Here is a 16039-nt window from a genome sequence, read left to right as displayed (position 1 = left end):
TCCCGGATGGCGTACGGGCCGCCAGACCCTACGGTTCGTCCTCATCACGGCTCACACCGTGATCATCCCCGTCAAGTCCCCCGATCGAAGTCAGGAGCACCACCCCATGGCCCAGACGCTGCACGAGTTCACCCTCGGCCTGCTGAGCGACGCTCCCACGCGTGAGCTGTTCGCCGCCGACCCCACGGGTGTCCTGCAGTCCGCTGGCCTCGGCGACATCACCGCCGCCGACGTGCACGACGTCCTGCCGCTCGTGCTCGACATGGCGCCGACCCACGTGGTCGAGGCCTTCGAGCAGACGCTGGGCGGCGCCGTCCCCGGCCTGCCGGTCAACGGCCTGCCGGGCGCCGACGCCATCGCCACCCTGCAGCACCTGACCTCCGCCCTGCCGGTCGCCGTGCCGTCCGTGCCGGGTCTGGACGACCTGGGCCGCGAGCTCCCGGTCAACGCCCTGCCGGTGCCGGGTCTGGACGCCCTCCCGGGCCTCGACAGCCTGCCCCTCCCGGCTCTGGACGGCCTGCCCGTGGGCAGCCTGCCCGGCCTGGACAGCCTGCCCGTCGGCAGCCTGCCGGGTCTGGACGGCCTCGGCCGCGAGCTCCCGGTCAACGCCCTGCCGGTCAACGCCCTGCCGGTGGACGCCGTCAGCGGCATCGTGCAGAACGTGGCCCCGGGCGTGCCCGGCCTGCCCAACCTCAGCGACCCGACCGCGCTGGTCGGCGACCTGCAGGGCTCGCTCAGCGACCCGGCCCGCTCGCTGAACCAGGTTCAGCAGGTGGCCTCCCAGATGGTTCCGGTCGTCGCCGGCCACGGCGGCATCCCGGCCGTCCCGTCGGTCGACGCGCTGGTCGGCAAGGTCACCTCCGTGGCCTCCGACGTCGACGTGACCAAGACGCTCGACACCACCACGCACACCGTCGCCGGTGTCGCGGGCAACGTCCCGGTCGCCGGCAAGGTCGTCGCCGACGCGTCCGGCCACGTGACCTCCGCGGTGCACGGCGTGGACGTCGACGGCCTTTCCAAGACCGTCACCGGCCTCACCTCGCACATCGGCGGCATCGGCAACGTCACGACCGACCCGATCCACGTGGTCACCGGCATCGCCAACGACCCGATCCACGCGGTGACCAACATCGCCGACGTGTCCCACACGCTGGACACCGTCAACTCGGTGCACGGCGACCAGGCGCTCCAGCACGTCACCGGCGCCGTCGACGCCACGGTCAAGGACCTGAACATCGGCGACGACAACCACATCGGCGGCATCGGCAACGTGGACCTCGGCGGCGTGCACGTCGGCGACATCACCCACAACCTCGACGCCACCCACCTGACCGGTTTCTGATCCTTCCTCCTTTCAGGACTGGTTGACCGCTTCCAGGCCGGGCCCGCTCCCTCAGCGTGGGCCCGGCCTGGTGTGCATCACCCGTTCGGAGGGGACACAATCTCTCGGGTGATGACCATGACGGCCCTCGATGTGATCGACGAGGCGCTCCGGCAGCCGGCCATCGGCCGCCGGCGCGACCTGACCAGCAGGCTCAGCCGCCTGCGGGGCAGACTCGCCGACCCGGCGATCCGGGTCGTCGTGGTCGGCGGTCTCAAGCAGGGCAAGAGCCACCTGGTCAACGCCCTGCTGGGCACCTCGGTGTGCCCGGTCGCCGACGACGTGGCCAGCGCCGCGCCCGCGGTCATCCGCCACGCCGACCAGTCCTGGGCGGCCGTGGTGCGGCCGGGGCAGCAGCGGCTGGATCCGGTCGACCTCGACCGGATCGCCGAGGAGATCAGCGGCGGGCAGGTGGTCCGGGCCGAGATCGGGGTGCCCCGGGCCGTGCTGTCCGGCGGGCTGGTCATCGTCGACACCCCCGGCGTCGACGGCTTACGGTCCGAGCACACCAGCCGCACGCTGGCCGAGCTGGCTGAGGCCGACGCCGTGCTGGCGGTGACCGACTCGCTGACCGAACTGTCCCCGGCCGAGCTCCAGTTCCTCCGGTTCGCCACCACCATCTGCCCCAACGTGTTGGGCGTGCTGACGAAGACCGACATGAGCCCGCGCTGGCGTTCGCACCTTGAGCGCAACCGGATGCTGCTCGCCGAGGCCGGGCTGGCGATTCCGCTGGTGGCCGTGTCGTCCGTGCTGCGTGAGCGGGCTCTGCTGACCAGCAGCCAGGATGTCAACGCCGAATCCGGTTTTCCCGCCCTGGTGGGATATCTGGAGAACACCGTGAAGGCGCAGGCCGGGCTGCTGGCCCGGCGGTCGGCATCCGAGGCCATCCTGGCCGTGACCGAGCAGGTGTCGCTGGGCCTGCGGGCCGAACTGTCCACACAGGACCCAACGTCCCTCGCCGGCCTCGAGGACGCCCAGCGCGCGGCCGAGCTGCTGCGGCGGCAGTCGTCCCGGTGGCAGAACATGCTGATGGACGGCATGGCCGACCTGATGTCCGATGTGGACCACGATCTTCGCGAGCGGACCCGGATCATCCTGCGGCACACCGACCAGGCCTTCGACAAGGCCGATCCGGCCAAGACGTGGGAGCAGTTCTGCGACTGGCTGGCCGACAAGCTGACCGATGCCGTGCTGCGCAACTACGACTGGACCGTGGAGCGCACGCACTGGCTGGCCCAGCGGATCGCCGAGCAGTTCGACGAGGAGAGCCGGGGCACGCTGCCCGATCTGGGACTGCGGGATCCGGCCCGGGTGCTGGAGAAGATGGGCGGGCTGCTGACGCCCGACCTGGCCCCTCCGGGCATCGCCAACAAGGTGATCACCGGCCTGCGCGGCTCGTACAGCGGCATGCTGATGTTCGGTCTGCTGACCAGCCTGATGGGTATGCCGCTGGTGAACTTCGTGTCGGTCGGCGCCGGCGCGGTGATGGGCGCGAAGACGTTGAAGGAAGAGCGGGACGCCCAGCTCAAACGCCGGCAGGCGGTGGCGAAGACGGCCGTGCAGCGGCATGTCGACGAGCTGGTGTTCCAGGTGGGCAAGCACAGTCGGGACGCGCTGCGGCAGGTGCAGCGGCGGCTGCGGGAGCATTTCACCGAGCAGGCCGAGCAGTTGCAGGACGCGCTGAGCGACTCCATCCGGCGGGCCCGTGAGCTGGCCAATGCCGATATCGTGGCGCGCAATCAGCGCAACCAGTCCATCACGGAGGAGATCAACACGTTGGTGGCGCTCCGGCAGCGTGCCCAGGCCCTGGCGATCACGCAGTGATCACCCAGGAGCTGCTCACCGAGGACACCCGCGCCCTGCTGGAGTGGGCGCTGCGGCTGTACCGCGGCAGCAACAAGGCGACTCATTTCCTGACGCAGCAACGACAGCTGTTCGACGAGCCGCTACGGGTCGGCGTCACCGGTCGACCCAAGGCCGGCAAGTCGACGCTGCTGGACGCGCTGGACGAGGACGACTTCATCGAGGGGCACACGTCCAATGTGGACGCCGTGCTGCATCTGACCGGTCCCGTACGGTCCGAGGACCGCTCGACTTTGTCCGGCAATCCCATTCCGGTCAACACCATCGTCGTGCTGGCCCGGGCCGACGAGCTCGGCGGCGGCCGGGTCGACGCCATGACCTCGGCCAAGATGATCGCCCGCCGGCTGCGGGCCGAGCCCGAGCTCGGTCAGCTCTGCCAGGATGTCGTTGCCGTGGCAGGACTTCTCGCCGTCGCCGGCCGCACCCTGACCGACGCCGAGTTCGACGCCCTGGTTGCGCTGGCCGCGCTGCCCCGTGAGGAGCTCGACGAGCTGCTGCTGTCCACCGACCGTTTCATGAACCCCGCGCTCGAGGATGTCGTGCTGCGTCAGGGTTTGCTGGAGCGGTTCGGGCTGTTCGGCGTTCGCCTGTGCACCACGCTCGTGCGACGGGGTTACGGCGATCCCAGCCGGCTGGCCGCGGAGTTGGTGCAGCGCAGCGGTTTGAACGACCTCCGACTGGCCGTTCAGCGTCACTTCACCGAGCGCGCCCCGGTGTTGAAGGCCCGGTCGGCCATCGTCGCCGTCGAGACCGTGCTGCGGGCCGAGCCCCGTCCCGACGCCCGTGGTCTGTTGGCCGAGGTCGAGCGGATCCAGGTCAGCACCCAGGACTTCGCCGAGCTCAAGCTCCTGGCCGCCCTCCAGACCGGCCGCATCGAGCTGCCCAGCGAGATCGCCGCCGAGGCCGAGCAGCTGCTCGGCCGTTCCGGCACCAGCCCGGCCGCCCGCCTCGGCGTCGAGGACAGCGACAACATGCTCAAGCTCGCCCTCGCCGTCCTCGACCGCTGGCAGGCCTACGCCGGCAACCCGGTGTGGCGCCGGGCCCAGACCGCAGCCGCCAAGACCGTCGTCCGCACCTGCGAGGGCATCATCGACACCCTCACCCGCCCGTGACCCCGCGGCCGACGCGATAACCGGTCGACGCAGTCATCGCATCCACAACCCTCTGAGCAGCGAGAAACTGGCCACCCTCGGACAGGCGTTGGACCTGCCACCCGGGGCTCGAATGCTCGACCTGGCCTGCGGCTCGGGCGAGATGCTGTGCACCTGGGCCCGTGATCACCACATCACCGGAACCGGTGTGGACATCAGCACGGTGTTCCTGGCCTCGGCCCGTGCGCGGGCGATCGAGTTGGACGTCGCCGAGCAGGTCACCTTCATTCACGGCGACGCGTCGAACCACGTAGCCGATGAACCGGTGGACATCGGGGCCTGCATCGGCGCCACCTGGATCGGCGATGGCGTCGCCGGCACCGTGGAACTGTTGCGGCGCAGCGTGCGTCCCGGCGGCATCCTGCTGATCGGCGAACCGTACTGGCGGCGTGATCCTCCGGACCAGGTCACGGTCGAAGCCTGTCACGCCAACAGGAAAGACGATTTCCGCCCGCTGCCGAACCTGTTGGCGCAGTTCGGGGAGCTCGGCTGCGACGTCGTCGAGATGGTCCTCGCCGACCAGGACAGTTGGGACCGTTACATCGCGGCCCAGTGGCTCAACATCCGCCGTTGGCTGGACGCCAATCCCGACGACGAGCTGGCCGATCAGATGCGCGTGGAGTTGGCCACCGCGCCGGCGCAGTACGCCCGGTACCAACGCGAATACCTCGGCTGGGGCGTCTTCGCGCTGATGACCCGCTGACCGACGCGGGGGTCCCGGCGATGGTCACCGGGCCGGCGCGGTGCCGCCGACCGGTATTCCGCGGAGAACGCGGCCAGCCTCTCGTCGTTCACCCCGGCCCGGACCTGACGTGCGGACGCCTAAGCGGGATTTGCGTTGCAGTGGAAGCGAAACAGGGGCAGGACGATGTCGTCGACGATGGCGGCGATGGCGGCGTCGTCGATCATGACGCCGTAGACGAGGGTCTCGGCGCGCAGGAGGTCGAAAGGCAGGCGGAGGACGCGGTCGGGGCAGGCGTCGGTGCGGAGCTCGCCGCGGGTGACGGCGCGGGTGAGCAAGGGGCGGATGAGCTCGACGACCTCGCCGGTGCGCAGGCGGCTGCGGAGCTCCTCGAAGACCTCGGGCTCGCGGAAGGTCTCGGTGATGAGGCCGGGCAGGGTGTCGCCGGGGACACCGCGGAAGCGCTTGATGCCGTGGCTGACGAGCTCGACGAGGTCGCCGCGCAGGGAACCGGTGTCGATCTTGGACTCGTCGAGCGGCAGGTTGTGCGCGAGGGCGGCGATGACCAGCTTGGCCTTGGTCGGCCAACGCCGGTAGATCACCGGCTTACTGGTGCCGGCCCGGACCGCGACGTTCTCGATGGTGAGCTTGGGAAAGCCGACCTCGAGCAGCTCGGCCCACGCGGCCGTGAGCAGGGCGTGCTCCAGCTCCTCGCCGCGTCGTCTGAAGCCGGCCATGACCCTCCCGATTAGATCCGTTGCGTTTCTTGGGACGGGAGTCTAGCCTCGAATTGAAGATACGATCCGTTTCTTGCAGTGGGGGACATCGTCATGACCGAGACCATCCCGGACTTCACCGCGACCAGGTCCTGCCCGTTCGACCCGCCGGACGGGGCGGCGGAGCTGCGCGAGCGCGGCCCGGTGGCCCGCGTGCGGCTGTTCGACGGCACGACGCCCTGGCTGATCACGGGCCACGCCGAAGGCCGCGCGCTGCTGTCGGACCCGCGCGTGTCGTCGGACCGCAGCCGGCCCAACTTCCCGATGCCGATCCCGATCCCGGCGGCCTCGCGGCCGTCCAACCTGACCGCGACGCTGATCACCAACGACCCGCCGGTGCACAGTCGGCTGCGCCGCATGGTGATCCCGTCCTTCACCGTGCGCAAGATCGCCGCGCTGCGGCCGAAGATCGAGCACATCGTGACCGAGCGGCTGGACGCCATGATCGCCGCCGGGCCGCCGGCCGACCTGCTGGCCGACTTCGCGCTGCCGGTGCCGTCCATGGTGATCTGCGAGCTGCTGGGCGTGCCGTACGAGGATCACGCGTTTTTCGAGGAGCAGTCCCGCCGCCGCCTCGACGCCGACGGCAATGCCATGGCCAACCTGTACATGTACCTGCACGACCTGGTGCAGAAGAAGATCGACGAGCCGGGCCAGGGCCTGCTCGACGACCTCATCGCCGAGCAGCTGGCCGAGGGCCAGCTGGACCACGGGGAACTGGCGGCGATGGGCATGGTGATGCTGATCGCCGGCCACGACACCACGGCCAACATGATCTCGCTGGGCACCATGCTGCTGCTCACCACGCCCGACCAGCTGGCCAAGGTCCGCGAGGACGAGGCCGCCGTGCCCGGGGCGGTCGAGGAGCTGCTGCGCTACCTGACGATCGCCGGCACGCTGGCCCGCGTCGCCACCGAGGACATCGAGCTCGGCGGCCAGACGATCAAGGCGGGCGAGGGTGTCATGGTGGCCACGGCCATCGCCGACCGCGAGCAGTCCGACGAGCTCGACGTGGCCAACCCGATGCGCCACCACCTGGCCTTCGGCTTCGGCATCCACCAGTGCCTCGGCCAGAACCTGGCCCGGGCCGAACTGGAGATCGCCTTCACGCAGCTGTTCCGCCGCATCCCGACGCTGCGCCTGACGATGCCGGTGGACGAGGTGCCGCGCCGCGAGAACGTGCTGCTGTCCGGCGTGACGGAGCTCCCGGTGACCTGGTAGCCGCCAGGTACTTGAAATTTGAACGACCTCCCGCCTATCCTGTTGAATATTCAACTAGGCGGGAGGTCGTTCGATGCGTTTGCCGACCCTGTACCTCAGCCACGGCGCGCCGCCGCTGGCCGACGACAAGCTGTGGACCGGCCAGCTGGCCGCGTGGTCGAAGGACCTGCCGAAGCCGAAGGCGATCCTGATGGTGTCGGCGCACTGGGAAGAGGCGCCGCTGACCGTGTCGGCCACCACGACCGTGCCGCTGGTCTACGACTTCTGGGGCTTCCCACAGCACTACTACGACGTGAAGTACGCCGCCCCGGGCGCGCCGCAGCTGGCCGACCGGGTGCGCAAGCTGCTGGGCCAGCAGGTGCACGACGCCCCGGAGCGCGGCCTCGACCACGGCGCGTACGTGCCGCTGGTGGAGATGTACCCCGACGCGGACGTCCCCGTGCTCCAGATGTCCATGCCCACACTGGATCCCGAGAAGCTGATGGAGATCGGCCGCAAGCTGGCTCCGCTGCGCGACGAAGGCATCCTGATCATCGGCAGCGGCTTCTTCACGCACAACCTGAGCGCCATGCGGTCCGTCGGCACGCCGACGTGGTCGTCGGAGTTCGACGAGTGGGGCCACCACGCCCTCGACGCCGGCGACGTCGACTCGCTGCTGGACTTCGAGCACAAGTCCCCGGCCGGCCGCCTGGCCCACCCGCGCACCGAGCACTTCGCGCCGCTGTTCGTCACGCTCGGCGCGGCCGAGGACGAGCTGACCAGCCAGCGCACCGTGATCGACGGCTTCTGGCACGGCCTGGCCAAGCGGTCCATCCAGATCGGCTAGAAACCCTTACGCGAAGCCGATCCGCGTGATCCACGGCCCCTGCTCGGGGAACACCACGAACAGGTCGCTGATCTCGTCCACCGGCATCAGCGAGCCGGTGGCGACGGCGTACCGGCGGCGGTCGGTGGTCGGCGGCACGAGCACGGTGCCGAGCAGCCGGCCGTCCGGCGCGCCGCAGCGCAGCTCCACCGGCACGGGCTCGTCGCCGTCGTTGGACGCGGTCAGGCTCCACGACCGGCAGCCGTTCAGGTCGTAGCCGAGCAGCCCGAGCCAGGCGCCGTCCTTCGCCGCCGCCACAACGGGTCCGGCTACACTGGAAATGTCCACAAGGGACACTCCCATGGACTCGTCGTAGGAGTGGGCGTTGACCGCGACGCCGGCCAGCGTCCGCGGCGGCAGCGTGCTGCCGTGCACGTCGAGCACGGCGCTGGTGGCCGCCTTGGCCGAGGAGCCGCCGATGAAGACCTCGTGCAGCGCGGTCTCCACCACCCACTTGTCCCTGGTGACGTCCCAGAAACACAGGTCGGCGCCGCGCAGCCGGAACGTCACGGTCCGGCTGTCCCGGGCCGGGATGAGCACCTTCCTGAAGTCCCGCAACACCTTCCGCGGCTGCCGCACCTGCGAGTTGAGCTGCCGCGTGTACAGCTGCACGACCTCGTGGCAGTCGCGGAACCCGTTGTTGCGTACCCGGACCGTCACCGTGACGGAATCATGCGAGTTGATCACCCGCGAGCTCAGGTCCAGCTCCTCGTAGGTGAACGTGGTGTAGGTCAGCCCGTGCCCGAAGGCGTACAGCGGCTCGCACTCCTGGTACATGTACGTGCCGCTGCCCTGGATCAGGTCGTAGTCCAGGGTCGGCGGCAGGTCGTCGTCGGCGCGGTACCAGGTCTGCGGCAGCCGCCCGGACGGGGCGCAGTCGCCGAACAGGATCTCCGCGATGGCCTCGTCGGCCGGGTGCGCGCTCCACAGGATCGCCGGCAGGTAGGTGTCCTCCCAGCGCAGCGCGTACGGATAGCTGCTGCGCACGACCAGCACCACGTTCGGGTTGGCCGCCCGCACCGCCCGCACCAGCTGGTGCTGCTGCGGCGGAAGTTCCAGCGTGGCCCGGTTTTCACCGTCAAAGGCGGGGTTGCTGCCGATCGCCAGCACGACCACGTCGGCCTCGCGGGCCAACGCCACGGCGTCGGCGATGCCGTGCGCCGCCCGCTGCCACTCCAGCGGCTCGCCCTCGTCGTCGGTGACCACGCCGTCGGGACCGGTGGTGGCCTCGATCGTCATCGTCTCGGACGTCAGCGTGTACCGGCCCGCCCGCCACTCGGTGAGCTCGAACTCGCCGTCCAGCCCCGGCACGGTGACGCGGTCGGCCCCGCTGACGTACTGGGCGGTGACGCGACGGCTCAGCTCATCGGCCAGCCCCTCGCCGTGCGGGCCGATGACCGCGAGCCGCATGCCCGGGCCGACCAGCAGCGGCAGCAGGCCGTCGTTGCGTAGCAACACGATCGACTCACGGGACGCGCGTTGCACCAGCTCCTGGTGCGCCTTGCGGTCCACGTGCGCCGGTCCGGAGCTGGAGGCCAGCAGCTGGAGCCGCAGCATCAGCATCCGCCGCGCGGCGGCGGTGATCATCGCCTCGGTGACCTCGCCGCGGTGGTACGCCTCGGCGATCTCGTCGACGGTCCGCTCGCCGCCCATGAAGGCGTCCGCGCCGAGCCGCAGCGCCAGCGCCTGGCCGCCGGAGGTGAGCGGCCGGCCCGGCTGCTTCTCGCTCCAGATCGCCGCCTCGCCGTCGCTCCACCCGCGCAGCACGAGCTGGAACAGCTGCGCGGCCAGCGCCGGATAGTCCTCGATCATCATCTGCGACAACACGATCCCGGCCGCGCCGCCGGTCTCCACCACGGCCCGGTACACCGGCATCTCGTACTCGTTGAAGACGCGCAGGTTGAAGCCGGGGGCCATGGCGCAGCGGTCGAGGTCGTCCACGTGCCGCACGACCGGCACGGTCTTCGGGTGGGCCTTCTCCGGGCCGCGCAACCCCAGGGCGTACACGACGCCGAGCTTGGAGCACAGCAGCGGGTCCTCGCCGAAGCCGCGCTCGTTGCGCGCGTGCCGCGGATCGTAGGACGGGTTGACCAGCGGGATCTCCCGCACGCCGCCGCCACCGGACGCCCGGATCTCGTCGGCCATGGCCACGCCGACCCGGGCCACCAGGTCCGGATTCCAGCTGCTGCCCAGGCCCAGCGGCAGCGGGAACTCGGACTCGACGCCGTCGGTGACGCACCGCAGCGTGAAATCCGCGGCCGGCAGGCCGAGCCGGGGCAGGGCCGGCTGGGTCTGCTGAGTGAGTTCGATCTTCTCCGCTAAGCTGAGGGTGGCGACGAGGTCATCGGCGACCTGTCGCGGGGTGGGCTCCTGCTGCTGGCCGGTGTCGGCGAGTCGGAACGTGGCCGCCCCTTTCCTCGCCCTCGGCATCCGCCTGGATGGCAGGCCGATCGGGACTCCGTTCGGCGGAGTAGGCGAGAACTTTTCACGGCTGCCTGACGACCGTCAAGCGTTACCGGCGGGTCACAGTCTGCGAAGTCCCGCCAACACCCGGGCCAGAAGTGCCTCGTCGGGGCGGCTGTCTCCGGTATGCACCGTTAACACCCCGAGCTCGATGAGGTCGTCGATCAGGACACGGGCCACGCCCAGCGGCGCCGGCAGGGCGGCCGCGACCTCGGCCACCGAGGTGGTCCGTTCGCAGATCTCCACGATGCGACGGTGCTCCATGGCCAGTACTACGTCGGAGCGGTCGACCGAGATCAGTGTTTCCAGCCGGAGTTCGCGGCTCGCCTCGGTCCGCCCACCCGTGCGCGCGTAAGGGCGGACCAGCGAGCTGGGTTCCTCGTCGTCATCGAGGTCGTCCCATGACCGGTCGTCCTCGGGGTACTCCGGCGGCGGTGGCGGCGTCGGTTTGGGCGGGGCCGGCATCGGCTGAGTGTGCGCGACGTCGTCATCGTCCGCATCCCCAGCCCGATGGGCTCCTGGCAGGTCGTCGTCCTTCTGCCAGCGGTAGCGAGCCCGTGACGAGCCGAAACGGGCGCCGGTGCGCCCGACCTCCGACGCCGGCTCGTGTATCGGCTCCTGTTCCGCCGGCGCCACCGGTGTCGGCTGCTCCACGTCCGGTTCGACGTCCGTCCACCGGCCACGGTTGCGCGCCGACCCGAAGCGAGCTCCGGTCCGACCGACCTCCACCACGTCGGCCAACCTATTACCGAGACCGGTTCCGCACGTGTCGGGGATGTTTCGACTCTGTTCGTTCCAGGTGAACCGCCCCGAGTTCAGGTCACGGTCACGCGGTGGCCACCTCCGGCTCTTAGCGTCCGGCCGTGCACGACCACCACCACCATCACGGTGACACGCCCGACTACGCCGACCTCTCCGTGCCGGAGCGCGAGCTGCGCCCGCTGGACGTGAGCCGCCGGCGGTTCCTGCGCAACGCCGGCCTGCTCGGCGCCACCGTCGCCGGCGCGGGCGCGCTGTCGGCCGGCACCGCATCGGCGTCGCCGGGTTGGGACGGCCCCGGCCGCTACCAGTGGCTGTCCGGCGACCACCACATCCACACGCAGTACTCCAACGACGCCATGTACACGGTGGAGCAGCAGGTCGCCGGGGGTGTGCGCAACGGGTTGGACTGGATGGTCATCACCGACCACGGCTACCTGGCCCACGAGAAGTACGCGGTCCAGCAGACCTATGCCGACGTGCTGAAGGCCCGCCAGAAGCACCGCGGGCTGCTGCTGTGGCAGGGGCTGGAGTGGAACACCCCGGCGGCCGAGCACTCCACGGTGTTCTTCGACTGCTCGCACGACGAGGCGCAGATGCTCCAGACGTTCGAGCAGCTGTTCGACGGCAACGTCAACGGCACCAATCCGAGCTCGCCGGCCAACGAGCTGATCGCCGTGCAGGGCCTGCGCTGGCTCGACGCCCAGGTGCGGGCCGGCAAAATCAACTCGGCGCTGTTCCTGGCCAACCACCCGTCCCGCAACGGCCGGCTCTCGCCGCACGAGCTGCGCAACTGGCGGGACGTCGCGCCGCACATCGCCGTCGGTATGGAAGGCTCCCCCGGCGCGCAGGCCGACAGCACGCCCATCGCGCTGGGCGGCAACGGCGCCTTGCGCGGCGGCTACTCCAACAGCCCCGGCGCCGACTCGTGGCCCGGCTATCCGCTGGAGCTGTACCGCACGCACGGCGGCTTCGACTGGATGACGGCCAAGCTCGGCGGGCTGTGGGACTCCATGCTGGCCGAGGGCCGGGGCTGGTGGATCACGTCCAACTCCGACTCGCACCGCAACTTCGGCGACACCCTGACCAGCCCTTCGCCCGACGCCGACTACAGCACCACCGGCAAGCACCTCGACCCCGTGGACAGCGGCGTCAAGCACAGCTGGGCCGACTTCTGGCCCGGCCAGTACTCGCGGACCGTGGTCGGCGCGACCGACCGCAGCTACCGCGCGGTCATGGACGGCATCCGCAACGGCCGGGTCTGGGTCGCGATGGGCGGCCTGCTCGCCGGCCTCGAGGTGACCGTGTTCTCCGACGAGGGCGGCTGGCCGGTCACGTTGGGCGGCCGGACAACCGTCCGTCGGGGCGGCAACGTGACGATCCTCGTGGTGGCCCGGTTGGCCACCCGGCCGAACGCCGGCGGGAGCGTGCCCAAGTTGGCTCGCATGGACCTGATCCAGGGCCAGGTCACCGGACCGGTCACCGATCGCGACACCTTCGCCACCCCGGCCGTCCGCGTCGTGCAGTCCTTCGAGACGCGCCGCGGGTTCGTGCCCGTCGCCGTCTTCCAGCACACCTTCCGCAACGTCCGCGACCCCTTCTACCTGCGACTTCGCGGCACCGACGGAAACTTCCACGCTGCTGGCTCACTTGAGCCACGAATGGATCCGGCCGGCGGAGTGGATCCGTGGAGCGACTTGTGGACGTACTCCAACCCCGTGTTCGTGGACGTGTGCTGACGCCGCTCCAGCGGACCCGACGCCGCGGCGACGAGACCCGTGAACGCGAGCGCGGCTCCGATCCAGCTCAGGAACGTGTATCCGAGGCAGCATCGATGGCGAGGCCGTGTCCATCGAGCTGGACGGGTCTGAAGACTTCTCGGCGCGAACCGAGCGTGAATAGGGCGGGCGTTCCGATTCCCCATGCGAGCCGCTGACCGCAAATCAGCCGCGCAAGCCTCAGACGATCGAATCCTGACACGTGCAGTGTCCGGCTACGCGGTCGTAAGATCGCCGTATCGTGGCTACCCGGCGAGTTCACGCACGGCACGCCGTTCAAGGAGCCCCGCTGGCAGCCGGCAGGAATTAGGTCACCAGATCCCCGCGAACCAACCGCGGCCACAGGCTCATGGTCATCGACCTGAAGAACTGTCGTACAGCGTCAGCGTTCGCAGTTTCGGTTCCTCGATCAAGGCCACCCCCGCGTATCGCATGGGGGTGGCCGGCAAGATCATGTACCCGCTGATCGGGGCAGGCGGCCCGTATGGCGAAAGACAGGACGCAGCGGCGGTTCCGGAAGGGGCCGTGACCGCGCGCAGAGCTTACGCAGCCGCGTCCGGCCAGGCTCAAGCCGCACCTCAGGAGGCCAAGCGAGCAAGTGCGCCCCAGCTCAATGTGATGACACACGGCCCATCCGCATAACAGATTGAGATCAGGACGTAACGTTATGCCACCTTCATTCGAAGCTCCTGACGAAGTAGGTGCCCAGCACTATCCAGCTAGTTGCTCGCGATGCGATCGGCTAAATTTCAAGAAATACGGTGGCGATTACCAGATGAATCTGAGCGACATAGTCGGCATCTTGGGCCTCACCCTTTCAGTGATTGGCATACCCCTCGCAGTCATACTGGCTCGCCGCGGACGGAAGCGGCCAGTCTTGCGCTACGTCACCGATTTCGACCCGATCGCGGGCCCTGAAGATGGATTCTTGAGCGAAGGACTCCTCCGCTCCTCGTCTGAAATCCCAATTAAACGCATCAGCAGAACATACTTAGCCGTATGGAATCATCAGGGAGACACAGTACGAGGGGCAGATATCCTCCCCGGCGACAAGTTGCGAATGCAGCTCTGCGACGACGACAGCTTCCTACAAGCCCGAATTGTGGCACACAGCAGAACCCAGAACGAATTGTCCGTGGCACAAGACCCAAACGAAGCGTCTTCCGTAGTGGTTGGATTCGACTTCCTGGATTCTGGAGATGGCTGCGTCGTCGAGCTGATTCACCAAGGCTCCGACGCACCTTTAATTGTAGGAACGATCAGAGGTGCCGAGCTCGAGAACCGAGGCGGAGCAGCACTTGATCGAGAATCGCTCATCATCGTCTCCAAATCGCTCCGCGAGCGCCTTCGGAACCGATTTCGAGGATTTTGGGTTGCCGTAATCCTGTTTCCATTCGTAACGGTTGGAGTTTTTACATTTGGAATTCTACTTCCTATTATTTCCCAACCGGCCACACTCGTAGATGTCAACAGGTTCAATCTAAGAACACTGGATGGACAAACCGAGTTTGCCCGTCAGGTTGACGCAACCAGCTCCGGAGGTAGCCTTCTAATCTCAATCGCAGCATTTCTTCTCGTAATCAGCCTTTTTGCATGCTTCACACTGCTCTGGGTCTCCGTGAAGGCCAAGATCCCGAAGAGCGTGGTGCGGAATATCGTATTTTCCGACGAAACCGGTTCAAGCTCCAAGGAATCAACTACTTCGCAGCCCCAATAGGTGGCCAGCAGTCGCTAAGCACTTACGGTGCCAACACACCCCCTGACGTGGCGAATAGGGGCACGCTCGGAGCTATGGGGCATGACGGTTTACGCGGCATTCGAGGCGGATCGGCCAGGCGGCGGGATAGTCGTGGACCCTGAAATCCGATCTACGCCGACGGGCTGCTCACGCTGCATGTCACGCCGGCCGCGGCGGGCTCCGTGGTCCCGTTGGAAGTCGATGGCGGCCACGTCTGCTGACGGCGCTCCAGCAGACCCGACAATGCGGCGACGACGAGACCCACGAACGCGAGCGCGGCTCCGATCCAGCTCGGTGACGTATACCCCAGGCCCGCGTCGATGGCCAGGCCGCCCAGCCAGGCACCGAACGCGTTCCCAAGGTTGAACGCGGCGATGTTCGCCGTGGACGCTAACGCGGGCGCGCCGTCGGCCTGCTGCATCACGCGGGTCTGGAAGCCCGGGACCGTGGCGAAGCCGATCGTGCCGAACAGGAACAACGTGATCGCGGCCGGGATCGGGGCGTGGGCGGTGTACACGAACACCAGCAGGATCGCGGCCAGGGCGGCGAGGATGACGTACAAGCTGGGCATCAGCCTGCGGTCCGCCGCCTTGCCGCCGATCAGGTTGCCAACCACGAGCCCGACGCCGAACAGCACCAGCAGCCACGTGACCGAGCCGCTGGAGAAACCCGCGACCTCGGTCATCATCGGCGCGATGTAGGTGAACGCGGCGAACACAGCGCCGAAGCCGAGCGCGGTCATGGCCAGCGCGAGCAGCACCTGCGGCCGCTTCAGCACGGCCAGTTCACCGCGCAGCCCGGGACCGGGTTCGAGCGGCTGCTTCGGGACCAGGAAGGCGACGCCAAGCAGGCCGATGACGCCGAGCGCGGTCACCGCCCAGAACGTCGAGCGCCAGCCGAAGGCCTGGCCCAGGGCGGTGCCGCCGGGTACGCCAAGCACGTTGGCCACGGTCAGGCCGGTGAACATCAGCGCGATGGCGCTGGCCTGCCTGGCCGCCGGGACCAGGCTGGCCGCGACCACCGAGCCGACGCCGAAGAACGCCCCGTGGGCCAGCGCCGCGACCACGCGGCCGGTCAGCAGCAGGGCGTAGCTGTGGGACACGGCCGAGATCAGGTTGCCGACGATGAACAACGCCATCAGCCCGAGCAGCAGGTTCTTGCGGGGCAGCCGGTTGCCGGCCACCGTGAGCAGCGGGCCGCCGATGACCACGCCCAGCGCATAGCCGGAGATCAGCAGGCCGGCCGTCGGGATCGTGACGTGCAGGTCGCCGGCAACCTCGGGCAGCAGGCCCATGATGACGAACTCGGTCGTCCCGATGCCGAACGCGCTCACCGCCAGGGCGAGCAGGGCCAGAGGCATGG

Annotated in this window: 12 protein-coding genes; 8 read left to right on the top strand and 4 right to left on the bottom strand. The window is 68.9% G+C overall.

Translation table 11 applies throughout. The annotated features are described in order from the left end of the window. Window positions 1-106 precede the first annotated feature (106 nt). The 4 genes from M3Q35_RS46040 (at window position 107) to M3Q35_RS46025 (ending at window position 5098) form a co-directional block, all read left to right on the top strand. Complete coding sequence (locus M3Q35_RS46040; RefSeq protein WP_273938925.1) at window positions 107-1342, top strand: IniB N-terminal domain-containing protein; 1236 nt, start codon at window positions 107-109, stop codon at window positions 1340-1342. Between the two features lie 117 nt (window positions 1343-1459). Continuing rightward, on the top strand, window positions 1460-3205 hold the full coding sequence (locus M3Q35_RS46035; protein ID WP_273938923.1) for a dynamin family protein: 1746 nt from the start codon (window positions 1460-1462) through the stop codon (window positions 3203-3205). Further along, window positions 3202-4356, top strand: coding sequence for a hypothetical protein (locus tag M3Q35_RS46030; RefSeq protein WP_273938922.1), 1155 nt, complete (start codon window positions 3202-3204; stop codon window positions 4354-4356). Before M3Q35_RS46035 ends, M3Q35_RS46030 begins: the two co-directional genes overlap by 4 nt. An 88-nt stretch (window positions 4357-4444) precedes the next feature. Next, window positions 4445-5098, top strand: a complete 654-nt coding sequence (locus M3Q35_RS46025; RefSeq protein ID WP_273938921.1) for an SAM-dependent methyltransferase — start codon at window positions 4445-4447, stop codon at window positions 5096-5098. Between the two features lie 119 nt (window positions 5099-5217). Here M3Q35_RS46025 and M3Q35_RS46020 read toward each other — a convergent pair whose 3' ends face one another. After that, a complete protein-coding gene (locus M3Q35_RS46020; protein ID WP_273938920.1) occupies window positions 5218-5814 on the bottom strand; it encodes a TetR/AcrR family transcriptional regulator in 597 nt (198 codons plus the stop codon). Between the two features lie 93 nt (window positions 5815-5907). Between M3Q35_RS46020 and M3Q35_RS46015 the strand changes: the two genes are divergently transcribed. Continuing rightward, a complete protein-coding gene (locus M3Q35_RS46015) occupies window positions 5908-7074 on the top strand; it encodes a cytochrome P450 (protein WP_273938919.1) in 1167 nt (388 codons plus the stop codon). A gap of 73 nt (window positions 7075-7147) precedes the next feature. Next, window positions 7148-7900 carry a dioxygenase family protein gene (locus M3Q35_RS46010; protein WP_273938918.1) on the top strand — a complete coding sequence of 251 codons (753 nt, stop codon included), beginning with the start codon at window positions 7148-7150 and terminating at the stop codon, window positions 7898-7900. Window positions 7901-7906: 6 nt separating this feature from the next. Here M3Q35_RS46010 and M3Q35_RS46005 read toward each other — a convergent pair whose 3' ends face one another. After that, a complete protein-coding gene (locus M3Q35_RS46005; protein ID WP_273938917.1) occupies window positions 7907-10369 on the bottom strand; it encodes a glycoside hydrolase family 3 protein in 2463 nt (820 codons plus the stop codon). 93 nt (window positions 10370-10462) lie between these two features. Next, window positions 10463-11134, bottom strand: coding sequence for a DUF742 domain-containing protein (locus M3Q35_RS46000; protein WP_273938916.1), 672 nt, complete (start codon window positions 11132-11134; stop codon window positions 10463-10465). Window positions 11135-11265: 131 nt separating this feature from the next. Here M3Q35_RS46000 and M3Q35_RS45995 point away from each other — a divergent pair, with 131 nt between their 5' ends. Together M3Q35_RS45995 and M3Q35_RS45990 are read left to right on the top strand one after the other, a co-directional pair. After that, complete coding sequence (locus M3Q35_RS45995; protein WP_273938915.1) at window positions 11266-12900, top strand: PHP domain-containing protein; 1635 nt, start codon at window positions 11266-11268, stop codon at window positions 12898-12900. A gap of 814 nt (window positions 12901-13714) precedes the next feature. Further along, entirely contained in the window at window positions 13715-14656 is a 942-nt protein-coding gene (locus tag M3Q35_RS45990) for a hypothetical protein (RefSeq protein WP_273938914.1), read from the top strand. A gap of 151 nt (window positions 14657-14807) precedes the next feature. On the opposite strand, the gene M3Q35_RS45985 is transcribed toward M3Q35_RS45990, so the two are convergent. Further along, window positions 14808-16037, bottom strand: coding sequence for an MFS transporter (locus M3Q35_RS45985; protein ID WP_273938913.1), 1230 nt, complete (start codon window positions 16035-16037; stop codon window positions 14808-14810). Window positions 16038-16039: the final 2 nt, after the last annotated feature.

It is taken from the genome of Kutzneria chonburiensis (genome assembly GCF_028622115.1).
Classification (GTDB): Bacteria; Actinomycetota; Actinomycetes; order Mycobacteriales; family Pseudonocardiaceae; genus Kutzneria; species Kutzneria chonburiensis.
The sequence above is the reverse complement of the archived record's forward strand: the minus strand, read 5'-3'. Positions and strand labels throughout refer to the sequence as shown.